Source organism: Methylobacterium sp. 17Sr1-1 (assembly GCF_003173775.1).
Lineage (GTDB): Bacteria > Pseudomonadota > Alphaproteobacteria > Rhizobiales > Beijerinckiaceae > Methylobacterium.
This window is the reverse complement of sequence record NZ_CP029552.1, coordinates 1220001-1243001: the sequence shown is the minus strand read 5'-3', so window position 1 is coordinate 1243001 and position 23001 is coordinate 1220001. Positions and strand designations below refer to the sequence as shown.

Annotated in this window: 23 protein-coding genes and 1 tRNA gene (1 of these 24 cut by a window edge); 14 read left to right on the top strand and 10 right to left on the bottom strand. The window is 72.2% G+C overall.

Features of this window, described 5'->3' with window-relative positions; all coding sequences use genetic code 11:
- Positions 1 to 3: 3 nt before the first annotated feature.
- From DK412_RS05555 to DK412_RS05545, 3 genes are all read right to left on the bottom strand, one after another.
- The gene (locus tag DK412_RS05555) at positions 4 to 480 is read right to left on the bottom strand and encodes a RidA family protein (RefSeq protein ID WP_109971135.1); all 477 of its coding nucleotides are present in this window, start codon (positions 478 to 480) and stop codon (positions 4 to 6) included.
- A gap of 260 nt (positions 481 to 740) precedes the next feature.
- The gene (locus DK412_RS05550; RefSeq protein ID WP_162596126.1) at positions 741 to 1139 is read right to left on the bottom strand and encodes a hypothetical protein; all 399 of its coding nucleotides are present in this window, start codon (positions 1137 to 1139) and stop codon (positions 741 to 743) included.
- A 41-nt stretch (positions 1140 to 1180) separates the two neighbouring features.
- The gene (locus tag DK412_RS05545) at positions 1181 to 2308 is read right to left on the bottom strand and encodes an AI-2E family transporter (RefSeq protein ID WP_109971133.1); all 1128 of its coding nucleotides are present in this window, start codon (positions 2306 to 2308) and stop codon (positions 1181 to 1183) included.
- A 257-nt stretch (positions 2309 to 2565) separates the two neighbouring features.
- Here DK412_RS05545 and DK412_RS05540 point away from each other — a divergent pair, with 257 nt between their 5' ends.
- The 11 genes from DK412_RS05540 (at position 2566) to DK412_RS05490 (ending at position 12485) form a co-directional block, all read left to right on the top strand.
- Positions 2566 to 2853: an acyl carrier protein gene (locus DK412_RS05540; RefSeq protein WP_048443797.1), complete on the top strand. Its 288-nt coding sequence runs from the start codon at positions 2566 to 2568 to the stop codon at positions 2851 to 2853.
- Positions 2854 to 2876: 23 nt separating this feature from the next.
- Entirely contained in the window at positions 2877 to 3335 is a 459-nt protein-coding gene (locus tag DK412_RS05535) for a 3-hydroxyacyl-ACP dehydratase FabZ family protein (protein WP_109971132.1), read from the top strand.
- A gap of 3 nt (positions 3336 to 3338) precedes the next feature.
- Positions 3339 to 4478, top strand: a complete 1140-nt coding sequence (locus DK412_RS05530; RefSeq protein ID WP_109971131.1) for a beta-ketoacyl-ACP synthase — start codon at positions 3339 to 3341, stop codon at positions 4476 to 4478.
- Positions 4475 to 5761, top strand: a complete 1287-nt coding sequence (locus DK412_RS05525) for a beta-ketoacyl-ACP synthase (protein WP_109971130.1) — start codon at positions 4475 to 4477, stop codon at positions 5759 to 5761. Before DK412_RS05530 ends, DK412_RS05525 begins: the two co-directional genes overlap by 4 nt.
- Entirely contained in the window at positions 5758 to 6525 is a 768-nt protein-coding gene (locus tag DK412_RS05520; protein ID WP_109971129.1) for an SDR family oxidoreductase, read from the top strand. Before DK412_RS05525 ends, DK412_RS05520 begins: the two co-directional genes overlap by 4 nt.
- Before the next feature lie 11 nt (positions 6526 to 6536).
- Positions 6537 to 6839 (top strand): SH3 domain-containing protein, encoded by a 303-nt coding sequence (locus DK412_RS05515; RefSeq protein WP_109971128.1) that lies wholly within the window; start codon positions 6537 to 6539, stop codon positions 6837 to 6839.
- Between the two features lie 28 nt (positions 6840 to 6867).
- The gene (locus tag DK412_RS05510; RefSeq protein ID WP_109971127.1) at positions 6868 to 7890 is read left to right on the top strand and encodes a zinc-binding dehydrogenase; all 1023 of its coding nucleotides are present in this window, start codon (positions 6868 to 6870) and stop codon (positions 7888 to 7890) included.
- A 154-nt stretch (positions 7891 to 8044) separates the two neighbouring features.
- Complete coding sequence (locus DK412_RS05505; protein WP_109971126.1) at positions 8045 to 9028, top strand: lipid A biosynthesis lauroyl acyltransferase; 984 nt, start codon at positions 8045 to 8047, stop codon at positions 9026 to 9028.
- Positions 9029 to 9069: 41 nt separating this feature from the next.
- A complete protein-coding gene (locus tag DK412_RS05500; protein WP_109971125.1) occupies positions 9070 to 9816 on the top strand; it encodes a DUF1223 domain-containing protein in 747 nt (248 codons plus the stop codon).
- A gap of 108 nt (positions 9817 to 9924) precedes the next feature.
- Positions 9925 to 10962 carry an NADP-dependent oxidoreductase gene (locus DK412_RS05495; protein WP_204165504.1) on the top strand — a complete coding sequence of 346 codons (1038 nt, stop codon included), beginning with the start codon at positions 9925 to 9927 and terminating at the stop codon, positions 10960 to 10962.
- A 500-nt stretch (positions 10963 to 11462) separates the two neighbouring features.
- A complete protein-coding gene (locus DK412_RS05490; RefSeq protein ID WP_162596125.1) occupies positions 11463 to 12485 on the top strand; it encodes a PAS domain-containing protein in 1023 nt (340 codons plus the stop codon).
- Between the two features lie 41 nt (positions 12486 to 12526).
- Here the strand turns inward: DK412_RS05490 and DK412_RS05485 are convergent, their stop codons facing one another.
- The 3 genes from DK412_RS05485 to DK412_RS05475 form a co-directional block, all read right to left on the bottom strand.
- A complete protein-coding gene (locus tag DK412_RS05485) occupies positions 12527 to 13771 on the bottom strand; it encodes an aminopeptidase (protein ID WP_109971123.1) in 1245 nt (414 codons plus the stop codon).
- Between the two features lie 225 nt (positions 13772 to 13996).
- Complete coding sequence (locus DK412_RS05480) at positions 13997 to 14308, bottom strand: DUF2218 domain-containing protein (protein WP_109971122.1); 312 nt, start codon at positions 14306 to 14308, stop codon at positions 13997 to 13999.
- Positions 14305 to 16662 (bottom strand): xanthine dehydrogenase family protein molybdopterin-binding subunit, encoded by a 2358-nt coding sequence (locus DK412_RS05475; RefSeq protein ID WP_109971121.1) that lies wholly within the window; start codon positions 16660 to 16662, stop codon positions 14305 to 14307. Before DK412_RS05475 ends, DK412_RS05480 begins: the two co-directional genes overlap by 4 nt.
- Positions 16663 to 16859: 197 nt before the next feature.
- On the opposite strand from DK412_RS05475, the gene DK412_RS05470 reads away from it, so the two are divergent.
- The 3 genes from DK412_RS05470 to DK412_RS05460 are packed head-to-tail and all read left to right on the top strand — an operon-like array spanning position 16860 to position 19608.
- Positions 16860 to 17483 (top strand): LysE family translocator, encoded by a 624-nt coding sequence (locus DK412_RS05470; RefSeq protein ID WP_109971120.1) that lies wholly within the window; start codon positions 16860 to 16862, stop codon positions 17481 to 17483.
- Positions 17480 to 17722, top strand: a complete 243-nt coding sequence (locus tag DK412_RS05465) for an acyl carrier protein (RefSeq protein ID WP_109971119.1) — start codon at positions 17480 to 17482, stop codon at positions 17720 to 17722. Before DK412_RS05470 ends, DK412_RS05465 begins: the two co-directional genes overlap by 4 nt.
- Positions 17719 to 19608, top strand: coding sequence for an HAD-IIIC family phosphatase (locus tag DK412_RS05460; protein WP_109971118.1), 1890 nt, complete (start codon positions 17719 to 17721; stop codon positions 19606 to 19608). Before DK412_RS05465 ends, DK412_RS05460 begins: the two co-directional genes overlap by 4 nt.
- Before the next feature lie 6 nt (positions 19609 to 19614).
- Here DK412_RS05460 and DK412_RS05455 read toward each other — a convergent pair whose 3' ends face one another.
- The 4 genes from DK412_RS05455 to DK412_RS05440 form a co-directional block, all read right to left on the bottom strand.
- Positions 19615 to 20973 (bottom strand): pentapeptide repeat-containing protein, encoded by a 1359-nt coding sequence (locus DK412_RS05455; RefSeq protein ID WP_109971117.1) that lies wholly within the window; start codon positions 20971 to 20973, stop codon positions 19615 to 19617.
- Positions 20974 to 21168: 195 nt separating this feature from the next.
- Positions 21169 to 22059 carry a dihydrodipicolinate synthase family protein gene (locus DK412_RS05450; RefSeq protein WP_109971116.1) on the bottom strand — a complete coding sequence of 297 codons (891 nt, stop codon included), beginning with the start codon at positions 22057 to 22059 and terminating at the stop codon, positions 21169 to 21171.
- Between the two features lie 25 nt (positions 22060 to 22084).
- Complete coding sequence (locus DK412_RS05445) at positions 22085 to 22732, bottom strand: LysE family translocator (protein WP_109971115.1); 648 nt, start codon at positions 22730 to 22732, stop codon at positions 22085 to 22087.
- 218 nt (positions 22733 to 22950) lie between these two features.
- Positions 22951 to 23001: transfer RNA gene (locus DK412_RS05440), tRNA-Met, on the bottom strand; it runs 26 nt beyond the window's last position.

Sequence of the window (23001 nt, the reverse complement as noted above, 5' to 3'; positions counted from 1 at the left end):
CGATCACCGCACCTCGAAGATCCCGTCGACCTCGACGCTGGCATTGGCCGGCAGGCTGGCGACGCCGATCGCCGTGCGGGCGTGGCGCCCGGCCTCGCCGAACAGCTCCGCCATCAGGTCCGAGGCGCCGTTGACCGCCTTCGGTACGTCGGGCCAGCCCTGCTCCACCTGCACGAAGCCGCCGAGGCGGTGGCAGCGCACCACCCGGTCGAGGTCGCCGTCGAGGGCGAGGCTCAACGACGCCAGCAGGTTCAGCGCGCAGATCCGCGCCGCCTCCTGACCCGTCGCGATGTCGGTCACCGGCCCGGTGAAGCGCACCTCGCCCTCCCACTCGCAGATCTGGCCGGCGAGCCACAGGGTCGCGCCGATGCGCGAGAACGGCAGGAAGGCGCCGCGGGGCGCGGGCACGCGCGGCAGCGCGAGGCCGAGGGCGGCGAGGCGGCGGGCGGGCTCGCCGCGCAGGGTGGGGCCTTGGGACATGGAGCCTCGTAGGAATGTTGGGATTTCTGGTTTCCGTATAATCAGTCCTAGCAAGGTGAAGCACATCTCCCCTCTCCCGTGTGGGAGAAGGGTTGGGGGTGAGGGTGACACGCTTCAGTGCTAAGCTGTGACCGTGGTGCTGGCAGCGGAAAAGTCTGAGTTCGACTCAGGGCCGTAGCGCCCTCACCCCTATCCCTCTCCCACACGGGAGAGCGGATCCCGCGCTTACCTTTATCGACGTCGATCAAGCGGAGACCGGATCAGTAGCTCCGTGCCCCCGGAATCGGCGGCGGGACGACGAAGACGCCGCCGGGGGCGGCAGGCGGTGCGATACCCGGCCCGTAGGGTGGGGGGCCGTAGCGATCATAGCGGTCGTAACGGTCCGCCCGGGAGCGGTCGTCCCAACCGCGGTCCGCGTCGCGGCGGCCGCGGTCGTCCCAGTCGCGGCGGCGATCGACATCGCGATCCCGGTCGCGGCGCCGGGGCATGATCTCGTCCGGATCGCGGCCGCCGAAAACCCGCCGGTCGCGGTCGCGCGGGCCGTCATCGTCGTCGGCGCTGAAGCGCGGGCCGTCCGCGTCGCGCGGGGAACCGCCGCGGTCCCACTGCGCCGCGGCGGGAGAGGCGAGGAAGCCGGCGAGCAGGGTCGCGGCGAGCACGAATCTCATCGGGAAGGAGCCGTCCTTTGGAAGAAGGCGAATCAGGCGACGGGCTGGTCGTCGCCCGCCGTATATTCGCGCCACAGCAGCACCAGGGCCGCCATCACCGCCGGCCCCAGAAACAGGCCGAGCAGCCCGAAGCTCTCGACCCCGCCGAGGATGCCGAGCAGCACCCACAGGAAGGGCAGGCGGGTGGCGCCGCCGATCAGGACCGGTCGCACGAAGTGGTCGGCCACGAAGGTGACGACGAGGCCGGCGACGGCCACGACGATCGCCGCCGTGACGCCTCCTTGTGCGGCGGCGAGCAGGGCGGCGAGGCCGAAGGCGACGGGCGCCCCGAACGGAATCATCGCGGCGAGCGCCGTGAAGGCGCCGAGCAGCACCGGATGCGGCACGCCGGCGAAGAAGTAGACCACGCCGAGCAGAAAACCCTCGCCGAGACCGACCAGCACCAGACCGTCGACGGTGCCGTGGACCGAAGCGGCCATCTGGCGCGCCACCCGCTCGCCGCGCGGACCGAACAGGCGACGGGCCGCCGAGAGCCCCTGCGCGGCGAGCCCTGGGCCGTCGCGAAAGAGGAAGAACAGGGTCAGCAGGGTGAACCCGAACAGCATCGCCCGGTGGACGATCTGGCTGCCGAAGGTGCGCCCGAAGCCGACGAGCGACGAGTGGTTGATCGACTGGTCGACGCGCTTCAACACCTCGGACGAGCCCTGCGGGTGGCTCAGGTTCTCCTGCCACCAGGCCGACGCCTGCGCGGCGCCGAAGGGCAGGCGGGCGACGAAGTCCGGCACCGGCCAGCCCTGCTCCTCGATCTGGCGCCAGAACGCCACCGCGTCGTGCGCCTCCCGCGCCGCCTGGATCGCGACGACGATCAGCGGCACCAGGATCACCAGGGCGACCGCGAGCGTGAGGAGCGCCGGCCACAGGATGTTGTGCTTGCCCGGCGGCTTGATCCGCACCAGCCGCTCGCGCAGCGGCCACAGGGCGATCGCCAGGATCACCGCCCAGACCAGCGCCGGCAGGAACGGATGCAGCACCCAGATCCCGAGGGCGCCGAGCGCGATGACCAGGGCCGCGCGCGCGAAAGCGGAGGTGCCGGTCGCGGGGGGCGCCGGCGGCGGCGTGGGTCCGGGCCTCGGGCCGGTCGGGGGCTTCACGTGTTCCATGCCGGACTAATCCTCGCCGCCGCTCTGCGGACGCGTCATCCGACCTGACCTAGGGCAGGGCGCGCCTTGGTGCAGGTCACGCCTGGGAAACGCCGCGCGGTTGCCGGCCCGGCCCCCCTCGTGTATGCGGGCCCCTCGGCCGGGTGCGACCCGGCGGGCTCTTTTTTTGGGTCGGTGGTTTCGTGGCCGGGGCGCGGGCGGCGCCCGAAGGTCGCGCCGTTCGAGCCAGACCTCAGCAGGAAGACGGCTGCACGTCCATGTCCGACACTTTCGACCGCGTCGCCACCATCATCGCCGACGTTGCCGACATCCCGCGCGAGAAGATCACGCCGGAGAGCCACGCCATCGACGATCTCGGCATCGACAGCCTGGCCTTCCTCGACATCGCGTTCGAGATCGACAAGACCTTCGGCATCAAGCTGCCGCTCGAGCAGTGGACCCAGGAAGTCAACGAGGGCAAGGTGCCGGCCGAGCAGTACTTCGTGCTGAAGAACCTCTGCGAGCGCATCGACGGCCTGGTGGCCGAGAAGGCCGCCAAGGTCTGATCCGGCTTTAGGCGGTCGCGGGGATGCGCCTCGAATACTTCGACATGATCGACCGGGTCGTGAGCTTCGACCGCGAGGGCGGGCGCCTCGCGGCGCTCGCCACGGTGCCGATGGAAAGCCCGGTCTTCGAGGGGCATTTCCCCGGCCACCCCCTGGTGCCGGGCGTGCTCCTTACCGAGACGATGGCGCAGGCCTCCGGCTACCTGCTGCTCGCCCGGGCCTCGTTCAGCCACATGCCGTTCCTGATGGGCGTCGACAAGGCGCGCTTCCGCTCCTTCGTCGGCCCCGGGGCCGTGCTGGAGGTCGAGGCGAGCCTGGAGCATGACGGTTCGGGCTATGCCGTGACCAAGGCGGCGATCCGGGCGGAGGGCAAGCCGCTCTGCAGCGCCGATCTGCGGTTCAAGACCATGCCGTTCCCGGACGGGCTCGACGCGCCGATGCGCGAGCGCGCCGCCCGCATCGGCCTCCTCGACGGAGTGTGAGTCGTGACACGACCAGTCGTCGTCACGGGCCTGGGGCTCGTGTCCTGCGCCGGCGAGGGCGTCGAGGCGCACCTTTCGGCCTACCGGGCCGGACACGCGCCGCGCACCGATGCCGAGACCTTCGCGCCGTACCCGGTGCATCCGGTCGCGCCTCTGACCCTCGACGGGCAGATCCCCAAAAAATCCGACCAGCGGCAGATGGAGCCGTGGCAGCGCCTCGGCGTCTACGCGGCCGGCCTTGCGCTCGATTCCGCCGGCGTCAAGGCGGATGCGGCGCTCAAGAACGCCATGCACCTCGTCGTGGCGGCGGGCGGCGGCGAGCGCGACTACGCGGTCGACGGCCAGATCCTGACCGGGCTTCGCAGTGCGGCCGATCCCGGCCCCTACCTCAACGAGCGCCTGCAGAACGACCTGCGGCCGACGCTGTTCCTCGCCCAGCTCTCGAACCTGCTCGCCGGCAACATCGCCATCGTGCACGGGGTCACGGGCGCCTCGCGCACCTTCATGGGTGAGGAATCGAGCGGCGTCGATGCCCTGCGCATCGCGCAGAGCCGCATCGCGGCGGGCCAGCTCGACATCGTGCTGGTCGGCGGCTCGTACAATGCCGAGCGGGCCGACGTGCTGCTGATCCACGAGATGGGCGGCTACTTGCGCAAACCCGATTACCGCCCGGTCTTCGCGCGCGGCGACGCGCCCGGCTTCATCCTCGGCTCCGGCGCCGCCTTCCTGGTGCTGGAGGCCGAGGAGCACGCGAGAAGCCGCGGCGCACGGGCGCTCGCCCGGCTCGACGCGGTGGCGAGCGACCGCACCCGGCGTCGCGACGGCAGCATCAGTGAGAGCCTGACGCATCTCTGGGGCCAGGCCGGCTTGGCCTCGCCGGACGCCGTGATCTCGGCCGCCACCGGCTGCGCCGGCATCACGGGCGAGGAGCAGGCCGCCCTGACAACCCTCGCGCCGCAGGCGCCGGTCCGGGCGCTCGGCGACCTCACCGGCCACACGCTGGAGGCCGCCGCGCCCTTCGGCGCCGCTCTCGCCGCCGCCCTGGTGGCGGGGGGCGAGGCGCGCGAGGTCGCCGTCACGGCGGTCGGCCATCGCCGGGGCGAGGGCGTGCTGCGCCTCACCAGCACAGGGGAGACCGCATGAGCCGCGACCGCGACGCGATGGGCCGCCCACTGGTGGCGGTCACCGGCATCGGCGTGGTGACCTCCCTCGGCCAGGGCACTGCCGACAACTGGGCCGCCCTCACCGCGGGGCGCTCGGGCATCCACGCCATCACCCGCTTCCCCACGGAGGGCCTGCGCACCCGCATCGCCGGCACGGTCGATTTCATCGCCGCCGATCCGATGGTGGCGCCGATGCTCTCCCAGCGTTTCGCCGAAGCGGCCGCCGACGAGGCGGTGGCGCAGGCAGGCCTGTCTGGCGACTTCCCGGGCGCGCTGTTCATGGCGGTGCCGCCGGTCGAGATCGAGTGGCCGCAGCGCCAGGCGCTCGCCGCGGCATCGGGGACGACCGGCGACGTCACCTATGCCGACCTGCTGCGGGCGGCGGGCAGCCGGCGCTTCGACGACTGGCACGACCTGTTCATCTTCGGCACCGTCGCCGACCGCATCGCCGACCGCTTCGGCACCAGGGGTTCGCCGATCTCGCTCTCGACCGCCTGCTCGTCGGGCGCGACCGCGATCCAGCTCGGCGTCGAGGCGATCCGACGCGGCGAGGTCGAGGCGGCGCTCTGCATCGGCACCGACGGCTCGGTGAACCCGGAATCGCTGATCCGGTTCTCGCTGCTCTCCGCCCTCTCGACCCTGAACGACCCGCCGGAGGCGGCCTCGAAGCCCTTCGCCAAGAACCGCGACGGCTTCGTGATGGGCGAGGGCGCCGCCGCCCTGGTGCTGGAGGACGCCGCCCGGGCGCGGGCCCGCGGCGCCCGCATCCTCGGCTATGTCCTCGGCTGCGGCGAGAAGGGCGACGGCTTCCACCGCACCCGCTCGAGCCCCGACGGCGCGCCGGTCGTGGCGGCGATCCGCGCGGCCCTCGACGATGCCGGCCTGCACCCGGACCGGATCGACACGGTGAACGCCCACGGCACCGGCACGCCGGAGAACGACAAGATGGAGGCGATGGGCTGCCTCGCGGTGTTCGGCGAGCGCATGCGCTCGGTGCCGATCTCGTCGAACAAGTCGATGATCGGCCACACGCTGACCGCCGCCGGCGCGGTCGAGGCGGCGTTCTCGCTCCTCACCATCGCCCACGGCCGGGTGCCCCCGACCCTGAACTACGCCGTGCCCGATCCGGCCATCCCCCTCGACGTCGTCACGACGGCGCGGGACGTGCCGGTGACGACGGTCCTGTCGAACTCCTTCGGCTTCGGCGGGCAGAACACCTGCCTGGTGTTTGGGGCGGAGCCCGCAGGAAGCTCCACGCGATGAGCACACCGATCCACAACAGGCGCGTCCTCGTCACCGGGGGCGGGCGGGGCCTCGGCGCCGAGATCGTGCGGGCTCTGGCGGCCTCCGGCCACGACGTCGACTTCACCTATCGCGGCTCGAAGGACTCGGCTGAGGCGCTGGCGCTGGAGCTCACCGCGCTCCACCCCGCGCAGCGGATGCGGCCCCACCCCCTCGACCTGTCGGACAAGGCGGCCCTCGAGGATTTCTGCGGCGTGATGGAGGGCGAGGCGATCTTCGGCTTCGTCCACAATGCCGGCCAGCCCTGCGACAGCCTCGCGGCGGTGCTCGACCAGGACCGCGCCGAGGCGGCGATGCAGGTCAATTTCTGGTCGCTCACCCGCCTCGCCAAGGCGCTGGTGCGGCCGATGACCCGGGCGCGTGCCGGGCGCATCGTCGCCATCGGCTCGGTGGCGGCCTTGCAGGCCAATCCGGGCAACGCGGCCTACGCGGCGAGCAAGGGCGCGCTGATCGCCTATTGCCGGACGCTCGCGATCGAGTCGGCACGCCGAGGCGTCACCGTCAACGTGGTGGCACCGGGCTTCATCGACACCGACATGATGGCGCCCTATGCCGCCCATCGCGCCGGGATGGAGAAGCAGATTCCGGCCGGGCGCTTCGCCGCACCGGCGGAGGTGGCCGATCTCGTCGCATTCCTGCTGAGCCCGGGGGCGGGCTACATCACCGGTGCGGTGCTGCCGGTGGATGGCGGGCTCACCGCGATGATGGGCATCCACCGCAGCTGACGAAACGGACCATGCGGCACCCTCTCGCGCGCGCCGCCGCCGTGGCGGCCTTCCTTCTTGGTCCGGCCTGCGCCCAGGCGCAGGATTTCGGCCGGCTGGACTTCTTTCGGGTCGAGGGACTGCCGCCCGGCGACACGCTCAGCATCCGCGAGGCCCCCGACGCCGATTCCCCGGCCATCGGCCAGGCCCCGCCCCGGGGCCGCCTGCGCGGCTTCGGTTGCACCAACGACACCCCGAGCGGCCTGACCTGGTGCCGGGTGAAGCTCGGGCCGATCGTGGGGTGGGCGCGGCGGCGGTATCTGACGCCGGAGTGAGGCGCGTTCGAGACACGATAGGACCCTGATGAAAGCCCTCCAGCTCTTCGGCGACCGCGACCTGCGCCTGACCGAGGTCTCCGACCCGGATGCTCCCGGCCCCGGCGAGGTGCAGATCCGGGTCCGCGCCGTCGGCCTCAACTTCATCGACGTGTGGGGCTTCCGCGGCATGGCCTTCGCCAAGCGCAAGCTGCCGCTCACCGTGGGCGCCGAGGCCGCCGGCGAGGTCGCGGCGCTCGGCGAGGGGGTCGAGGGGCTCGAGGTCGGCGACAAGGTCGCGCCCTACGGCGCGCTCACCTGCGGGCAATGCCGCGCCTGCCGCGAGGGCCGCGACAACCTCTGCGAGGATGTCGGCGGCGTGCTCGGCTTCCACGTCGACGGCTTCGCCCGCGAACTCGTCAACCTGCCGGCCCGCCTCGTCGTGCGGGTGCCGGACACCGTGAGCTTCACCGATGCCGCCTGCGCGCCGATCGCCTTCGGCACGGTGCAGCACATGCTGTTCGACAATGCCAGGTTGGAGCCCGGCGAGACGATCCTGGTCCATGCCGGCGGATCGGGGATCGGCACGACGGCGATCAAGATGGCGAAGGCGATCGGCTGCACGGTGTTCACCACCGTCGGCGACGACGCCAAGGGCGAGAAAGCGCGGGCGCTCGGCGCCGACCACGTCATCAACTACCGCACCGAGCGCTTCGAGGGCGAGGTGCGCAAGGCGACCAGGCGCAAGGGCGTCGACGTGGTGTTCGAGCATGTCGGGCCGGAGACCTGGAACGGCTCGCTGCTCTGCCTGAAGCGCGGCGGGCGGCTCGTCACCTGCGGGTCGACGTCGGGCGTCTCCACCACCATGAACCTGATGCAGCTGTTCCAGCAGCAATACCGCATCACCGGCTCCTTCGGCTGCCGCATCGCCAACATCCGCGACGCGCTCGCCAAGATGGCGGACGGGATGAATCCGGTGATCGATACCGTGCTGCCCCTCGCCGACTTCGCGCAAGGGCTGGAGCGGCTCGAGTCGCGCAAGGTGTTCGGCAAGATCCTCGTCACGCTCTGAAGGCCACGGTCGCGCAGGAAGTGCGCGGGGACCACCCGCACACCCTTGCGCAAACCGGTCGGGCGGGAGAAGAGGCGACGTGCAGGGCGTGACAATCCTGCGCGATCCCGCCCGTTTGCCCGTTGTCCTGACCGGATTGCTTCGTGAGATCATCGTGCTGCGCCTGAAGCTGAGGCTCTACCGCGCCCTGTCCCGCCTCGCCGGCCTGCCGATGGTCTTCGTGATCCGCGCCCTCTTCGCGCTCGCCCGCCGGCTCGGCCCCGCCCGCGCCGCGGCCGCCGGGGCGGCGATCGCCCGGGCGATCGGGCCGCGGCTGCCCTCGCACCGCACCGCGCTCAAGAACCTGCGCCAGTCCTTCCCGGGGAAGACCGAGGCCGCGATCGCCGCGATCGCGCTGGGCTCCTGGGACAATCTCGGCCGCACCGGGGCCGAGTACGCCCACCTCGCCGAGATCTTCGACTACGACCCGGACGCAGCAGAGCCGGGGCGGATCGAGGTCGAGGGCATCGAGCACTTCTTCAGCTTGCGCGACGACGGCAAGCCGGGGCTGATCTTCTCGGCCCATCTGGGCAACTGGGAGCTGCCGGCGATCTGCGCCGCCCGCTTCGGCCTGGAGGCGAGCGCGGTCTTTCGCCCGCCGAACAGCCCGGCGGCGGCGCAGCTGGTGCAGGAGGTGCGCCGCGCCACGATGGGCGGCCTGACGGCGGCCGGGCCCGGCGCCGCCTTCAAGATGCAAGGCGTGATCGAGCGCGGCGGCCATCTCGGCATGCTGGTCGACCAGCACTTCACCCGCGGCGTGGTGGTGGATTTCCTCGGGCACCCGGCCCTGGTGAACCCGCTCCTGGCCAAGCTCGCCCGGCACTACGACTGCCCGGTCCACGGGGTGCGGGTGATCCGGATGCCGGGCGACCGGTTCCGCCTGGAGCTGACCCCGGCGCTGACCCTGCCGCGGGACGCGAGCGGCGCGGTCGACGTGCAGGGCGCCATGCAGGCGATGACCGACGTGATCGCCGCCTGGGTGCGCGAGTACCCCGAGCAATGGCTGTGGATGCATCGGCGCTGGCGCCCGGCGATGCTGCCCCGGGCGAGCGCTCCGGGGCCGGCCTCTCCCGTCACTCAGTCTCAAGCCTCAAGCTAACGTGACTTCTCTCCGCCCGCCGCCCGGGTGTTGATTGACGCATGATGCGTGCCCCCCTCCACCGCCTGCTCGCCGGCCTGATCCCGGCCTGCCTCGGCCTCCTCGGTCCGGCGCGCGCCGAGGACGCGGTCCCGCGGGCGGTGGTCGAGCTGTTCACGAGCCAGGGCTGCTCGGCCTGCCCGCCGGCGGACCGGCTGGTGAGCGAGCTGGCGCGCGATCCCGGCGTGATCGCCCTCACCCTGCCGGTGACCTACTGGGACTATCTCGGCTGGAAGGACACGCTCGCCAGCACCTCGTTCACCGCGCGCCAGCGCGCTTATGCGGGGATGCGCGGCGACCGGCAGGTCTTCACCCCGCAGGCGGTGGTGAACGGCGCCGCCACGGTGGTCGGCTCCGACCGGGCGGCGTTGGAGCGCAGCATCCGCGATCCCGGCACCAGTGCGAGCCTGCCGGTGCCGGTTCACAGCGAGGCCGCCCCCGACCGCATCGTGATCGATGTCGGTCCGGCTCGGGAGCCCGGCCGCAGCGCGGAAGTGTGGCTGCTGCCGGTCGCCCGCGCCCGCGAGGTCGCGATCGGGCGCGGCGAGAATAGGGGGCGCACCGTCACCTACCGCAACGTGGTGCGGGGCATGCACCATGTCGGCTCGTGGCGCGGGACGCCGGCCCATTACGAGGTGCCCCGCACCGCCGTGGCGGTGGCCGATGCCGATTCCTACGTCGTGGTGCTCCAGGCCGAGAATAACGGGCCGGGGCGGATCCTGGGGGCTGCCAAGGGGCCGGGCTTGTGAGAGCCTGTTCGACAATGACAGACCCAGGGTCCGTCCATCGCCTCATCGTGAGGTCGTGAAGGGGACGAGTGCGGCGCCGAGAGAACGCGTCGACAGGAGGAGACGCCCGTGACCGGTCCGACCGACATTCCCGCCCACACCCTGCCCGAGCGCAACCGCCGGGTGCTGCTCGCCCGCCGGCCGGCCGGGATCCCGCAAGCCGGGGATTTCAGCCTCGACGTCGTCCCGGTGCCCGAGCCGGGCCCGGGCGAGATCCTGGTGCGCAACCTCTACCTCTCGGTCGATCCGGCGCAGCGCGGCTGGGCCAGCGCCGAGGCCAACTACTCGCAGCCCGTGCCCCTCGGCGGGCCGATGCGGGCGCTGGCGGTCGGTGTGGTGGTGCGCTCCAACAGCCCCGACGTCGCCGAGGGCGAGTTCCTGTACGGCTGGTTCGGCTGGCAGGATTACGCTGCCGTGCCGGTCTCGGCGATCTTCCGGCGCTGCGCCGAGGCGGTGCCGCTCTCGGCCCATGCGGGCCTGCTCGGCCTGAACGGGCTCACCGCCTATCTCGGGCTGATCGCGCTCGGCCGGCCGCAGCCGGGCGAGACGGTGCTGGTCTCGACGGCTGCCGGTGCCGTCGGCTCGCTCGTCGGCCAGATCGCCCGCAATCTCGGCTGCCGCCCGATCGGGCTCACCGGCGACGATGCCAAGGTCGCCCGCTGCCGCGAGGCGTTCGGGTATGCGGCCGCCTACAACTACCGCAGCGAGGACTGGGCCACCGCGCTGGCGCGCGAGGCGCCGGATGGGGTGAACGTGTATTTCGACAATGTCGGCGGGCCGATCCTCGACGCGGCCTTGCGCCGGATGGCGGTCGGCGGGCGGATCGTCCAGTGCGGCACCGCCTCGGTCGCGAGCTGGACCGAGACGCCGACCGGTCCCCGGGTCGAGCGCGAGATCCTGACCCGGCGCCTGGTCTGGAGCGGCTTCGTGGTGCTCGACCACAAGGCCCGGTTCGAGGAGGCGGTGGCCGCGCTGGCGGGCTGGCACGCGGAGGGCCGTATCGTCCTCGACGAGGACGTCTCCGAGGGTATCGAAGCCGCCCCCGGTGCGATCGCCGCGCTCTACCGCGGCGAGAACCGCGGCAAGAAGCTCATCTTCGTCGGATAGACGCCGGGTTCGTCGTTTCCCCTTGGCGCAGCTTTGGTCGCATACGCGATCCGCGGGCCTGGACGAAGCTCGTTGGGAGCGGGCCTGCCAGGCCGCAGCGCCTGCCCGTCCCCTCCGAGTTCTACGCCAGCGCTGCACGGCTGGCGCCAGGAGCGCGAGGCCGTGAGCGCCGGATGCCCAATCGTCCGTCCCGCGGCACGCAACCCGCTCGCCCGCCGGATCACCCTGATCGCTCCAGGTCCGCCACGCAGGTCCGCCACGAAGGTCCGCCGCATCAATGCTGGCGGGGCGTCTCGCGCGTCGTGGTCGACCGAGAAGCAGACGCAGATTTGCAGGCCGCCGGTGGGGCGCAATTTACGACGAATGACTGAATATAGTCCTAAGTACCGAATCGATACCTTATCCGGCGGCGGGAACAGTTCGCGAGATTGACGCGCCCTGGGGACGCGTGCAGATGCGCGCGATCAAGACTGATTTCGATGTCCCGGTCACCGGCCCCCATGAACGCCAGCGATCTCACCTTCACATCCAGCGATTTCCTGCGCCTCCTCGACGCGCGAGGCCTGACCGGCTCCTGGTGCTGGGTGTTCGCGACGAACACCCAAGTCTGGTCGCCCGGGCTGTTCCACCTGCTCGGATTGCAGCCGCACCTGTCCTCGCCGGGCTACGACCTGCTGCGCGGGATGCTGCATCCCGAGGACAGGGACATGATCGAGACCGCCGCGCAGGTATTGCAGGGCGATCTGCGCCGCGAACGCGTCGTCCGGGTCATCCGGCCGGACGGCACGATGCGGATCCTGTCCGCCAACAGCGAGGTCCGCTACGCGCCGGACGGGCGCCCCCGTTCGGCGATGGGGACGTTCCTTGACGTCACGGATCGCGAGAGCCTGCGACTGACGCAGACGGCTCGGCAGCGCCAGTACCTCGCACTCGTCGAGCAGTCACGGACACTCGTCTTCTCCCACCGCATCGGCTGGGAGACGCAGGCTTATCCGAGCTTCAGCGCGCTGCTGGCGCCCGACGACGAGGAGCTGGCCGCCGACAACCTCGCGGCCATCGTGAAGGAGCAGCGCGAGACGACGCGGGAGATCCGCCTGCACGCCTTGGCGCATGGGCTGGTGCACCAGGGCACGACGCAGTTCCGGATGGCCGGGGGCATCCGGGAGCCGTTCCGGAGCGTGATCGTCCCGGTCCGCAATCTCGCGGGCGAGATCGTCGAGTGGGCCGGCGTCACGGGCCCCGCCGGCCAGTCTTCCGGCCAGGCGGTGTCGGACGGCGTGCGGCAGGGGCTCGAGCAGATGGTGCGGGGCCGTCACCTGCGCGCCGCGCGCGGCCTGCTCGACTGGTCGATGTCGGCGCTCGCGGAAGCGAGCGGCCTGTCCCTCTCCACCGTCCGGCGTCTCGAGGAGGATGCCGAGGCTCAGGCGGACCGGTCGCGCCACAAGGCGGTCGCGGCCCTGCGCGGCGCCGGCATCCGCTTCCTCTCGCTGGACGACGGCACCCTCGCGGTCGCCCGGTTCTGATCCGCGCGAAGGCCGGAGCGCGACGGCTCCGGCCAGGAGGGTCAGTCGACCCACTCGCCCCGCCGCATCAGCGGCTCGGACCGGCCTTCGGGCGTCACCCCGTCGACGTCGACCTCGGCCGAGCCGATCATCCAGTCGATGTGGATCAGGCTGCGGTTGGCCCCGCGGGCGGCCAGGTCCTGCTCGCTCAAGCCGGCTCCGCCGTTGAGGAAGCACTTGCTGTAGGCCTGGCCGAGCGCGATGTGGCTCGCCGCGTTCTCGTCGTAGAGGGTGTTGCAGAACAGGAGCCCCGAGGCCGAGATCGGCGAGGAGGCCGGCACCAGCGCGACCTCGCCGAGGCGGCGCGCGCCCTCGTCGGTGTCGATCACCTTGGCCAGCACGTCGGCCCCGGTGCGGGCGCGCGATTCCACGATGCGGCCCTCCTCGAAGCGCACGGCGATCCCGTCGATCAGGGTGCCCTGGTAGGAGAGGGGCTTCGTCGCGCTGACATGGCCTTGCACCCGCATCTTGTGCGGGGTGGTGAAGACCTCCTCGGTCGGGATGTTGGCGTTGCAGGTGATGCCGCTCTTCGCCGTGGTGGCGCCGCCGCACCATTCGTGGTCGTCGGCGAGGCCCACGGTCAGGTCGGTGCCGGGGCCGCGGAAGTGCAGGGCGGCATAGCGGCGCGCGTTGAGGGAGTGGGTGCGGTCGCTGAGCGCCCGGTTATGCGCCTCCCAGGCGCCGACCGGGTCCGGCCCGTCGACCCGCGAGGCGGAGAAGATCGCGTCCCACAGCCGGGCGACCGCCTCGTCCTCGGGCAGTTCCGGAAACACCGTGCGGGCCCAGGCCGGCGTCGCCGCCGAGACGATGGTCCAGTTGGTGGCGAAATTGGCGATCTGTTCGAGCGCCGGCATATAGGCCTTGGACCGGGCACGGTTGGCCCGCGCCACCTTGTCCGTGTCCTGGCCGGCGAGCAGCGAGGGATCGTCGCCCGCGATGGCGAGCCGCGCCGCGCCGCTGCGATAGGCGTTCGCCATGCCCTCGTAGAGCCAGCCGGCCGCCTTGTCGAAGGCGTCGTCGTGGCCGTGCTCGAAGCGCGCCAGCGTCGCCTGGTCGTCGGCGAGCAGGGTCGTCACCACCGAGGCGCCGGCCTTGTAGGCCTGGGCCGTGATGCGGCGGGCGAGCGGCAGCGCGTCGAGGGGCGCCGTCATCACCAGTTCCTGCCCGGGCCGGAGCCCGAGCCCGACCCTCACGGCGACCTCGGCGAGCCGGTCGAGGCGGGCGTCGAAGTCGGGGGTATTCGTCATGGTGGGAGTACTTTCGGTTGGAACGGACGCGATCTGTCGCACCACCTCCCATCCACGACCTCATCCTGAGGTGCCGGCCGATCTTCGATCGGCTGGCCTCGAAGGAGGCCTCCAGCACACGCAGCGACGTCTGGAACCCTCCTTCGAGGCCTCCGCTTCGCTGCGGCACCTCAGGATGAGGTCGCGGGTGGGACGGATCGATTTGCGCGGCCAGATAGTGGGGTCTTACCCCACCCGCGTCCAGGCGATCCCGCCCAGATCCTCCCGGAAGGCGAAGCGGGCGAGGTGCTCGGCCACCACGCTCTGCATCCGGGTCAGCGCGTCGAGATCGGGCGCCTCGACCCGCAGGGTCAGGCCCTCCGGGTCGGCTTCGGCCGTGAAGCGACGGCCTTCCCCGAACGGCACCACGCCGCGCTCCGGCGTGAAGGTGGTCTCGGGGAACTTGTGGCTCCAGTGCTTGCACAGCTGGGTCAGGTAGCGGCTCCCGCTCTCCGTATCGACGCGGGCCTGCGCCGCCAGGGTGACGGGCTCGCTCATGCGGCGCTCCCCGCATCCTGCAGCGCCGACCAGATCGCCTGCGGCGTCGCCGGCATGTTGATGTGGCGGATGCCGCGGGGGCGCAGGGCGTCGACGAGGGCGTTCATCACCGACGGCAGCGAGCCGGCGCAGCCCGCCTCGCCGCAACCCTTCACCCCGAGCGGGTTGGTGGTGGCGGGCACGGCATGGCTCTCGAAGCCCATGAACGGCGCGTCGGAGGCGCGCGGCAGGCAGTAATCCATGAACGAGCCGGTCACGAGCTGGCCCTGCTCGTCATAGGCCGTGCGCTCCATGAGCGCCTGGCCGATGCCCTGGACCACGCCGCCATGGAGCTGGCCCTCGACCAGCATCGGGTTCACCAGCGTGCCGAAATCGTTGACGGTGGTGTAGCGGACCACGGTCGCCACGCCGGTCTCGGGATCGACCTCGACCTCGGCGACGTGGCAGCCGTTCGGGAAGGCCGAGGGCGATTCCTTGTGGGTGTGGGCGACGTCGAGGCTCTTCGGCGCTGCCGGGTCGGGCAGGCCGGCCCGCACCTTGGCGGCGAGGTCGAGCAGGCCGATGCCCCGGTCGGTCCCGGCGATGGTGAAGCGGCCCTCGCGGAACTCGATGTCGGCGGGGCCGGCCTCGAGCACGGACGCCGCGGCCTCGCGGCCCTTGGCGATCACGAGGTCGCCGGCCTCGACCAGGGCCGTGCCGCTCGCCATCAGCGATTTCGAGCCGCCGGTGCCGCCGCCGGCGATGAGCTGGTCGCTGTCGCCCTGGAGCAGCCGGATGCGGTCGAGGGGGATGCCGAGGCGGTCGTGCAGCACCTGGGCGAAGGGCGTCAGGTGACCCTGCCCGTAATCGAGGGTGCCGGTGACGATCGTCACCGTCCCGTCGGCCTCGAAGCGGATACCGCCCATCTCGTTCTGCGGCGGCGCCGTGATCTCGAGATAGTCGCCGATGCCGATGCCCCGGAGCTTGCCGTTCGCCTCGCTCTCGGCGCGCCGCGCGGCGAAACCGTCCCAGTCGGCGGCGGCGAGCGCCCGGTCGAGCACCGCCGGGAAGTCGCCGCTGTCGTAGGTGAGGCCGGACGGGGCCTTGTAGGGCATGTCCGCCGGGCGGATGTGGTTGCGACGCCGCAACTCGACCCGGTCGAGGTTCATCTCGGCGGCGGCGGTATCGATCAGGCGCTCGATGAAGTAGTTGCCCTCCGGCCGCCCGGCGCCGCGGTAGGCGCCGATCGGCGTGGTGTTGGTGAACAGGCAGGCGACCTCCACGTCGAAGACGGGGGTGCGGTACACGCCGACCATGTTGCGGGCGATGTTCACGGTCTGGAACAGCGGCGCCAGCGGGTTGAGGTAGCCGCCCATATTGGCGCGGCCCTTCACCCGGAAGGCGAGGAAGTTGCCTTGCGGATCCAGCGCCAGATCGGCCGTCACCGCGACGTCGCGGCCGTGGTGGTCGGATAGGAAGCTCTCGGAGCGCAGGTCGGTCCACTTCACCGGCCGGCCGAGGCGCTTGGCGGCCTCGAGCAGCGGCAGGTATTCCGGATAGACCGGCGCCTTCATGCCGAAGGAGCCGCCGACATTGCCGGTGAGCACCCGCACCTTGTCGCGCGGCTGCTTCAGGACGCCGTCGGCGAGGTTGTTGCGCAGGCCGAACACGCCCTGCGAGCCGACATGCAGGGTGAAGCGCCCGTCTTGCGGCTCGTAGACGCCGATCGCGGAGCGCGGCTCCATCGGGTTGATGACGAGGCGGTTGTTGAGGAGGTCGAGGGAAGTGACGTGAGCCGCCTTGGCAAAGGCCGCCTCGGTCGCCGCCTGGTCGCCGGTGCGGAAGTCGAGGGCGAGGTTGCCGGGCGCGTCGTCGTGGAGGAGGGGGGCGCCCTCGGCCGCCGCCTCGTCGGGCGTCGTCACGACGGGCAGGTCCTCGATGTCGAGCACCACGGCCTCCGCGGCGTCGCGGGCCTCGGCCAGGGTCTCGGCCACCACCAGGGCGACCGGCTCGCCGACGTAGCGCACCCGGTCGAGGCTGAGGGACGGGTGGGCCGGCTTGCGCATCGGCGTGCCGTCCTGATTCTTGAACGGCAGGGCGTTGCCGATCGTGCCGTAGCCGTCGAGGTCGGCGGCGGTGATCACCGCGAGCACGCCCGGCATGGCGAGCGCCGCCTCGGCGTCGATCCCCCGCAGGTGGCCGTGGGCGATCGGACTGCGCACGAACACGCCGTAGGCCTGGCCGTCGAGGGCGAGGTCGTCGGTGTAGCGCCCCTCGCCCCGCACCAGCACCGGGTCCTCGGCCCGCGGCACCGGCTGCCCGATGCCGAATTTCTGCGGAGTGGCGAAGTCGCGGGCGTCGGGACGGGCGTTCATGCCGGGGCTCTCCGGAATTCTTGTCAGCGTGAGCTAGCAACTTGCGCCGGTCATGCAAGACGCGGGCTGACAGCCCACCCCGGCGCGCAGGGCACGGCTCGCGCGAGGGGCGCGAACCGGCCCTTGCGGAAGGACGGTCGAGCACGGCACCCTCCCGCCGACGCTACCCCGCGGCGCATCACCGACAGGCCGGCCCGATGTCCCTCTCGATCAACCTGCCGCTGATCCTCGCGGCGGCCTTCGTCTCCACCGCCAGTCCCGGCCCCGCGACGGTGGCGATCGCCGACACGGCGATGCAGGCCGGGCGCCGCGCCGGCCTGACCCTGGCGCTCGGCGTCGTGACCGGATCGCTGATGTGGTCGATCGCCGCGGCGCTCGGACTCGCGGCGGTGATGGCCTCGAGCGCCTGGGCCCTCGAATTCCTGCGCTACGCCGGCGGCGCCTACCTGATGCTGCTCGCGCTCAAATCCGCCCGCAGCGCGATCGAGGGACCGCCGGAGGCGTCCCTGAGCCGGGCCTCGACCTCGCGGAACTACATCAAGGGGCTCGCTCTGCACCTGACCAACCCGAAGGCGATCCTGTTCTTCGGCTCGCTCTACACGCTCGGCCTCTCGGCCGAGACCTCCCGCGCCGAACTGGCGCTGGTGATCGCGGCGGTCGGCCTGCAGAGCACGCTGATCTTCACCGGCTATGCCTGGGCGTTCTCGAACCGGCGCCTCGCCCACGGCTACCGGCGCCTGCGGCGCTGGTTCGACGGCATCTTCGCCGTGCTGTTCACTGGCGCGAGCCTGAAGCTCCTTACCGCGCGGCTGACGCCGTGACCGAAGCGGAGGCGCTGGCGGCCCTCGCCCCGCTCTTCGAGGAGGTTTTCGGCGAGCCGGTCAGGCTCACGCCGGACCTGACCGCGGAGGATGTCGAGGGCTGGGACTCGACCCGGATGATCGAGCTCGTCATTGCGGTCGAAGCGCATTTTCGCATCAAGCTCACGACCCGGGAGGTCGACGGCCTGTCGCGCGTCGGCGATCTCGCGGCGCTCGTCGCCCGCAAGGCTCAGGCGTGACGGCCGACCTGTCCTGGCTGCCCGAGCCGCCGCGGGATTTCGCCGCCCGCCTCGCCGCGGCGGAGGCGCTGCCCGACCCGCAAGCCTGGGACGCGCTCGCGGCGCTCTCCCGCACCCGCCTCGACCCGGCGCGGACCAACCGGCTCGACCGGGTCGTGCAGCGGCGCTTCCTTGAGCCGCGGCGCTTGCCCGAAGAATCTCCGGCCGGCCCGGCCGTGCGGCTCGCGCTCCTCGGTTCCTCGACGCTGTCGCATCTCGCGGCCGGGATCCGGGTCGGGGCGTTGCGCCGCGACCTCCGACTGACGGTGTGGGAGGGCGCCTACGGCCAGTACCATCGGGACATCGACGGCGAATCGCTGCGCGCCGCCCGGCCCGACATCGTGCTCCTCGCCCTCGATGCCGTCGATCTCCTAGGGCCCGGCGATCCGGCCGCCGGGCCGGAGGCGGCCGGCATCGCCGGTGCGCTCGACCGGCTGCGCGCCCTCTGGGCGCGGGCGAAGGCCGCGCATGGCTGCACGGTGATCCAGCAGGCGCTGCTGCCGACGGCGCTCCCCCTGCTGGGCGCCAACGAGCACCGGATGCCGGGCTCGCTCGCCGCCCGCACCGCCCGCCTCAACGCCGCCTTGCGGGACGCGGCGGTGGAGGAGGGCGTCGACCTCCTCGCCCTCGACGACGCCGTCTCGCGCGACGGCCTCGATTCGTGGCACGATCCGGCCCTGTGGCTGCGGGCCCGCCAGGCGGTGACGCCGGCCGCCGGGCCGCTCTACGGCGACCTCGTCGCCCGGCTGGTCGGGGCCCGGCTCGGCCGCTCGGCGAAGGCCCTGGTGCTCGACCTCGACGACACGCTCTGGGGCGGGACGGTCGGTGAGGACGGCCTCGACGGAATCGTGGTCGGGCAGGGCAGCGCGCTGGGCGAATCCTTCCTCGCTCTCCAATCCTACGCCCGCGACCTGACGCGCCGCGGCGTCGTGCTGGCCGTCTGCTCGAAGAACGACCCCGCGCTGGCGCGACGGCCCTTCGCCGAGCATCCCGACATGCTCCTGCGCCTGCCCGACTTCGCCGCCTTCGTGGCGAACTGGGACGACAAGGCGACGAACCTCCGGCGCATCGCGCAGGACCTCCGCCTCGGCCTCGACGCGCTGGTCTTCGTCGACGACAACCCGTTCGAGCGCGCCCTGGTGCGTGCGCATCTGCCGATGGTGGCGGTGCCGGAGGTGCCCGACGAGCCGGCGCTCGTCGCCCGCCGCTTGGCGGATGCGGGCTACTTCGAGGCCGTGACCCTGACCGAGGAGGATCGCGGGCGCGCGACAGCCTACGCGCCGGACCGCCTTCGCCCGGCCCCGGCCGGCACCGATCTCGCCGCGACCCTGGCGGGGCTCGGCATGCGGCTCGTCTGGCGCCCGTTCGACGCGATCGGGCTCCCGCGCATCGTCCAGCTCGTCAACAAGACCAATCAGTTCAACCTCACCACCCGGCGCCTGCGCGAGGCCGAGGCCGCCGCGCTGATCGGGGATCCCGCCGCCCTCACGCTGCAATGTCGCCTCACCGACCGGCTCGGCGACAACGGCGTGATCGCCGTCGCGATCGGCCGGTTCGCCGGCGACGACCTCGTCGTCGAGACCTGGCTGATGAGCTGCCGCGTCATCGGGCGGCGGGTGGAGGAGGGGATTCTGGCTATCCTGGCGGCGGAGGCCGCGCGCCGGGGCGCCCGGCGCCTCGTCGGCCTCTACCGCCCGAGCGGGCGCAACGGGATGGTGGCGGATCTCTATCCACGCCTCGGCTTCACGGCCGACGCGCCCGGGCCGGACGGGGAGGGACGGTGGGTGCTCGATCTCGCAGGTTACGCGCCGCCCGCGGATCTGCCGATGGTGGTCGCGCCGGGTTGAGCGGGATCACCGCCGCAGCCGGTTCCCCAGCACGAAGCCGAACAGCCCCATCAGCACGATGCCGGTCCCGCCCTGCACCCCGACCAGCAGGTTGGTGACCCGTCCGACCGGCTTGATGCCGATCTCCGGCGGGTTCGCCGTCATCATGTTCAGGGCGCTGTAGCTCAGGAGATCGAGGGCGTTGTAGGTCGGCGCGCCGCTGCCCTCCGGGATCAGGCCGCCGGTGAGGCCGAACAGCCCGGCGAAGACCACGATCAGCACCGCGAAGGCGCGAAACAGCCGCGACAGGCTCTCGCCGTAATCGCACAGCCACTCGACGAAGCGGTCGGCGAGCCAGCGGTAGCCGTGGCGCAGGAGGCCGTTGCGCTCGCGCTCCCGCCACGCGGCCCGGAACAGCGCTCCGGCATGCAACCGGCCCATGCGCCGGCGCCGGCGATAGGCCCAGCCGGCCTCGTCGCGGCTGCCGATGCTCTCGAAATTCTGCTCCAGCGCCAGGTAGCTCGCCTTCGCCGCCTCGTACTCGCCGGCGACCTCCTCGCCCACCGCCTCGCCGATCTGCGCGGCGCGAAACCGGGTGCCGTTGAGCCAGGCGCCGGCGAAGCGCGCGTGGCGCAGGGCGCAGGAGGAGAGATCGAGCCGCACCAGCATCGCGGCCGACAGGTCGGCGCCCGAGAGATCCGCTCCGTCGAGCTTGGCGCCGCTCAGCTTGGCGCTGCGCAGGCGCGAGCCGACGAGCCGCGCCTTGGTCAGGCTCGCGCCCTCGAAATCGGCGTGGGTCAGGTTGGTGTCGGAGAGGTTCACCTCGTCGAGGCGCGCGCCGCGAAACCGGGTGTAGTCGGCGTCGGCCCCCGTGAAGTCGGCCCCCCACAGGTCGGCGCCGGAGAAATCCGCGCCATCGAGCAGGCTGCGCGGCAGGCGTGCGAAGCGCAAGGAGGCGTCCCGGAAGCTCGCATCCTCCAGCATCGCCTCGGTGAAGTCCGCCTGCCCGCCCGCCACGCCGGTGAAGCGGGCGCCGCTGAGGTCGGCCTTGCCGAAATCCGCCTCCTCGATCAGCGCTCCCGAAAAATTCGCCGAGCGGGCCAGCGCCCCGCCGAGCCGGGCGCGCTTCAGGGTGGCACCGGTGAGGTCGGCCTGCTCCAGGTCGCTGCCGGGCATCGCGGCGCCTGCGAGGTTCAGGCCCTGGCGGTCCGCATCCCACCACGCCGCCTCCCCGGCGAGCGGCGCGAGGTGCTGGCGGCTCAGATCCGCGGCGCGCAGGTCGAGGGGCCGGCCGTCCCGGTCCAGGGCCGCGCCGTTCCCCGCCGCGATCTCGGCGAGGAGGGTGCCGACACGCGGATCGAGCGGGGCTTGCGGGCGGGTATTCACCGCTCAGACCCGCCGGTCGCGTGAGGCGAGCCTGTCGATGCCATGGCGCACGCGCGTTCCTTCGGAAAGGGGTCGATCCCGCCGGTATCAGCCACCGGCCGTCAGGGAAAGCAACGGCCGGGCCAGTCGCGACGGCGGCGCCTTCCGACGCAGGGCACCTTAATCGACCTGGGGAGGGTGCTGCGCGCGCCCGGCCTACCCGAGATCGAGTGCGCGGATCACCTCGGCCACGCGCCGCCGCGCCGCCTCGCCGAGCGGCAGGATCGGCCGCGGCGGCGCGGCGTGACAGAGGTCGAGGAGATCGGCGCAGGCGAACATCACCCGCAGGCTCGAATACTCCCGGAACAGGGTCCAGAGGGGCGCGAGCCGGGCATCGAGCCGCCGCGCCTCCGCCGCATCGCCGCGCTGCGCGGCGCGGACGATGCCGAGGGCTGCCTGGGGAAACAGCCCGGCGACGACGCTGTACCAGGCATCCGCGCCGGCGATGAGCGCCTCGGTGGTGGTCCAGTCGCCGCTATAGCCGAGGGAGACGTCCGGCGCGACGACGGCCCGAAGCCCCGCCAGATGCCCGGCCACCGCCTGCGGCTCCTGGCCCGGGCTCTTCACCGCGACGATGCCGGGCAGCCGGCTCACGCGGCCGATCAGCTCGGTGCCGAACCGGAAATGCGTGGTCGAGGGATTGTCGTAGAGGCAGAGCGGCAATCCGCTCTGCCGCGCCACCGCCGAAAAATGCTCGAACACCTCGTCGTCGGTGAGCGGCGTGTAGGACACCGCCGCCAGCAGCCCGGCCGCGGCGCCCGCCGACCTCGCGTCCTGCGCCAGCCGCACGGCCTCGTCCGTCCGCAGCGCGCCGACGCCGACCATGACCGGCACCCGTCCCCCGGCCTCGTCGAGCGCCGCATCGAGCGCCCGGCGACGCTCCTCGCGCGTGAGGTAGGGGTAGGAGCCGGTGCTGCCGAGAAGACCGATCGAATCGACGCCCGCCCCGCACAGGCGGGCGACGAGCCGGCGCAGGGCCGGGAGGTCGACGCGGCCCTCGGGCGCGGCGGGCGTGATCGGAAAGGCGGAGAGGCCGGTGAAGCGCATGGGATCGGTCCTTTCGAGGTCGGGGTCAGGCAGCGGGCCGCCGCGCCAGGGCGAGGCCGAGGCCGAGCGCGATCATCGCGGCACCGGAGGCTTCGCGCAGGCGGCGGACCAGCCCGGGGCGGGACGCGGCCCCTCGGCGCAGGCGGCCGGCCGCGACGGCGACCGCGAGGTCGGCCAGGGTGTTGAGGGCGACCGACACCGAGCCCAGGACCACGAATTGCAGCACGATCGGCCCGGCGGACGGGTCGATGAATTGCGGCAGGAAGGCCAGGAAGAACGCTGCCGTCTTGGGGTTCAGGGCTTCCACCAGCACGCCCTCGCGAAAGGCGCGTGCGGAGCCACGGGCAAGCGCGGCTTCGGCCGGCATTGCGGCTTCTCCCTCCCGGCGGGCCGCGCGCAGCGTGCGGTAGCCGATCCAGATCAGGTAGGCCGCCCCCACGAGCTTCAGGGCGGCGAACAGCTCCGCGCTGGCGAGCACCAGGGCGGAGACGCCGAGCCCACCCGCCACGACGTGGACCATGCCGCCGAGCCCCGTGCCGAGGCTGGACGCCACGCCTTCGGCCCGGCCCCCGGCGAGGCTTCGCGCCGCGACGTAGAACAGCCCCGGGCCGGGCGTGACGGCCAGCACGAGAGCCGCCGCGACGAAAAGGGCGAGGGAGGTCGGATCGGGCATGGAGGTCTCGGACGGAAGCGAGGTGCCGCCCCGCGGGCACCGATGTGTCGGGCAAGCGGAGCCCATACCGGCGATCCGGTCCGGCCCCTACGGCCAGTTCCGTGCGTTCGCGCTGGTCCAGTTCGCGACCGGCACTGGCCTGGTCTTTCCCGACGCGTCGCGCAGGGATCCGAACGCGAAAAACCCCGCGGGGCTCGCGCCACGCGGGGTTTATTGTTTGGTTGCGGGGACAGGATTTGAACCTGTGACCTTCAGGTTATGAGCCTGAC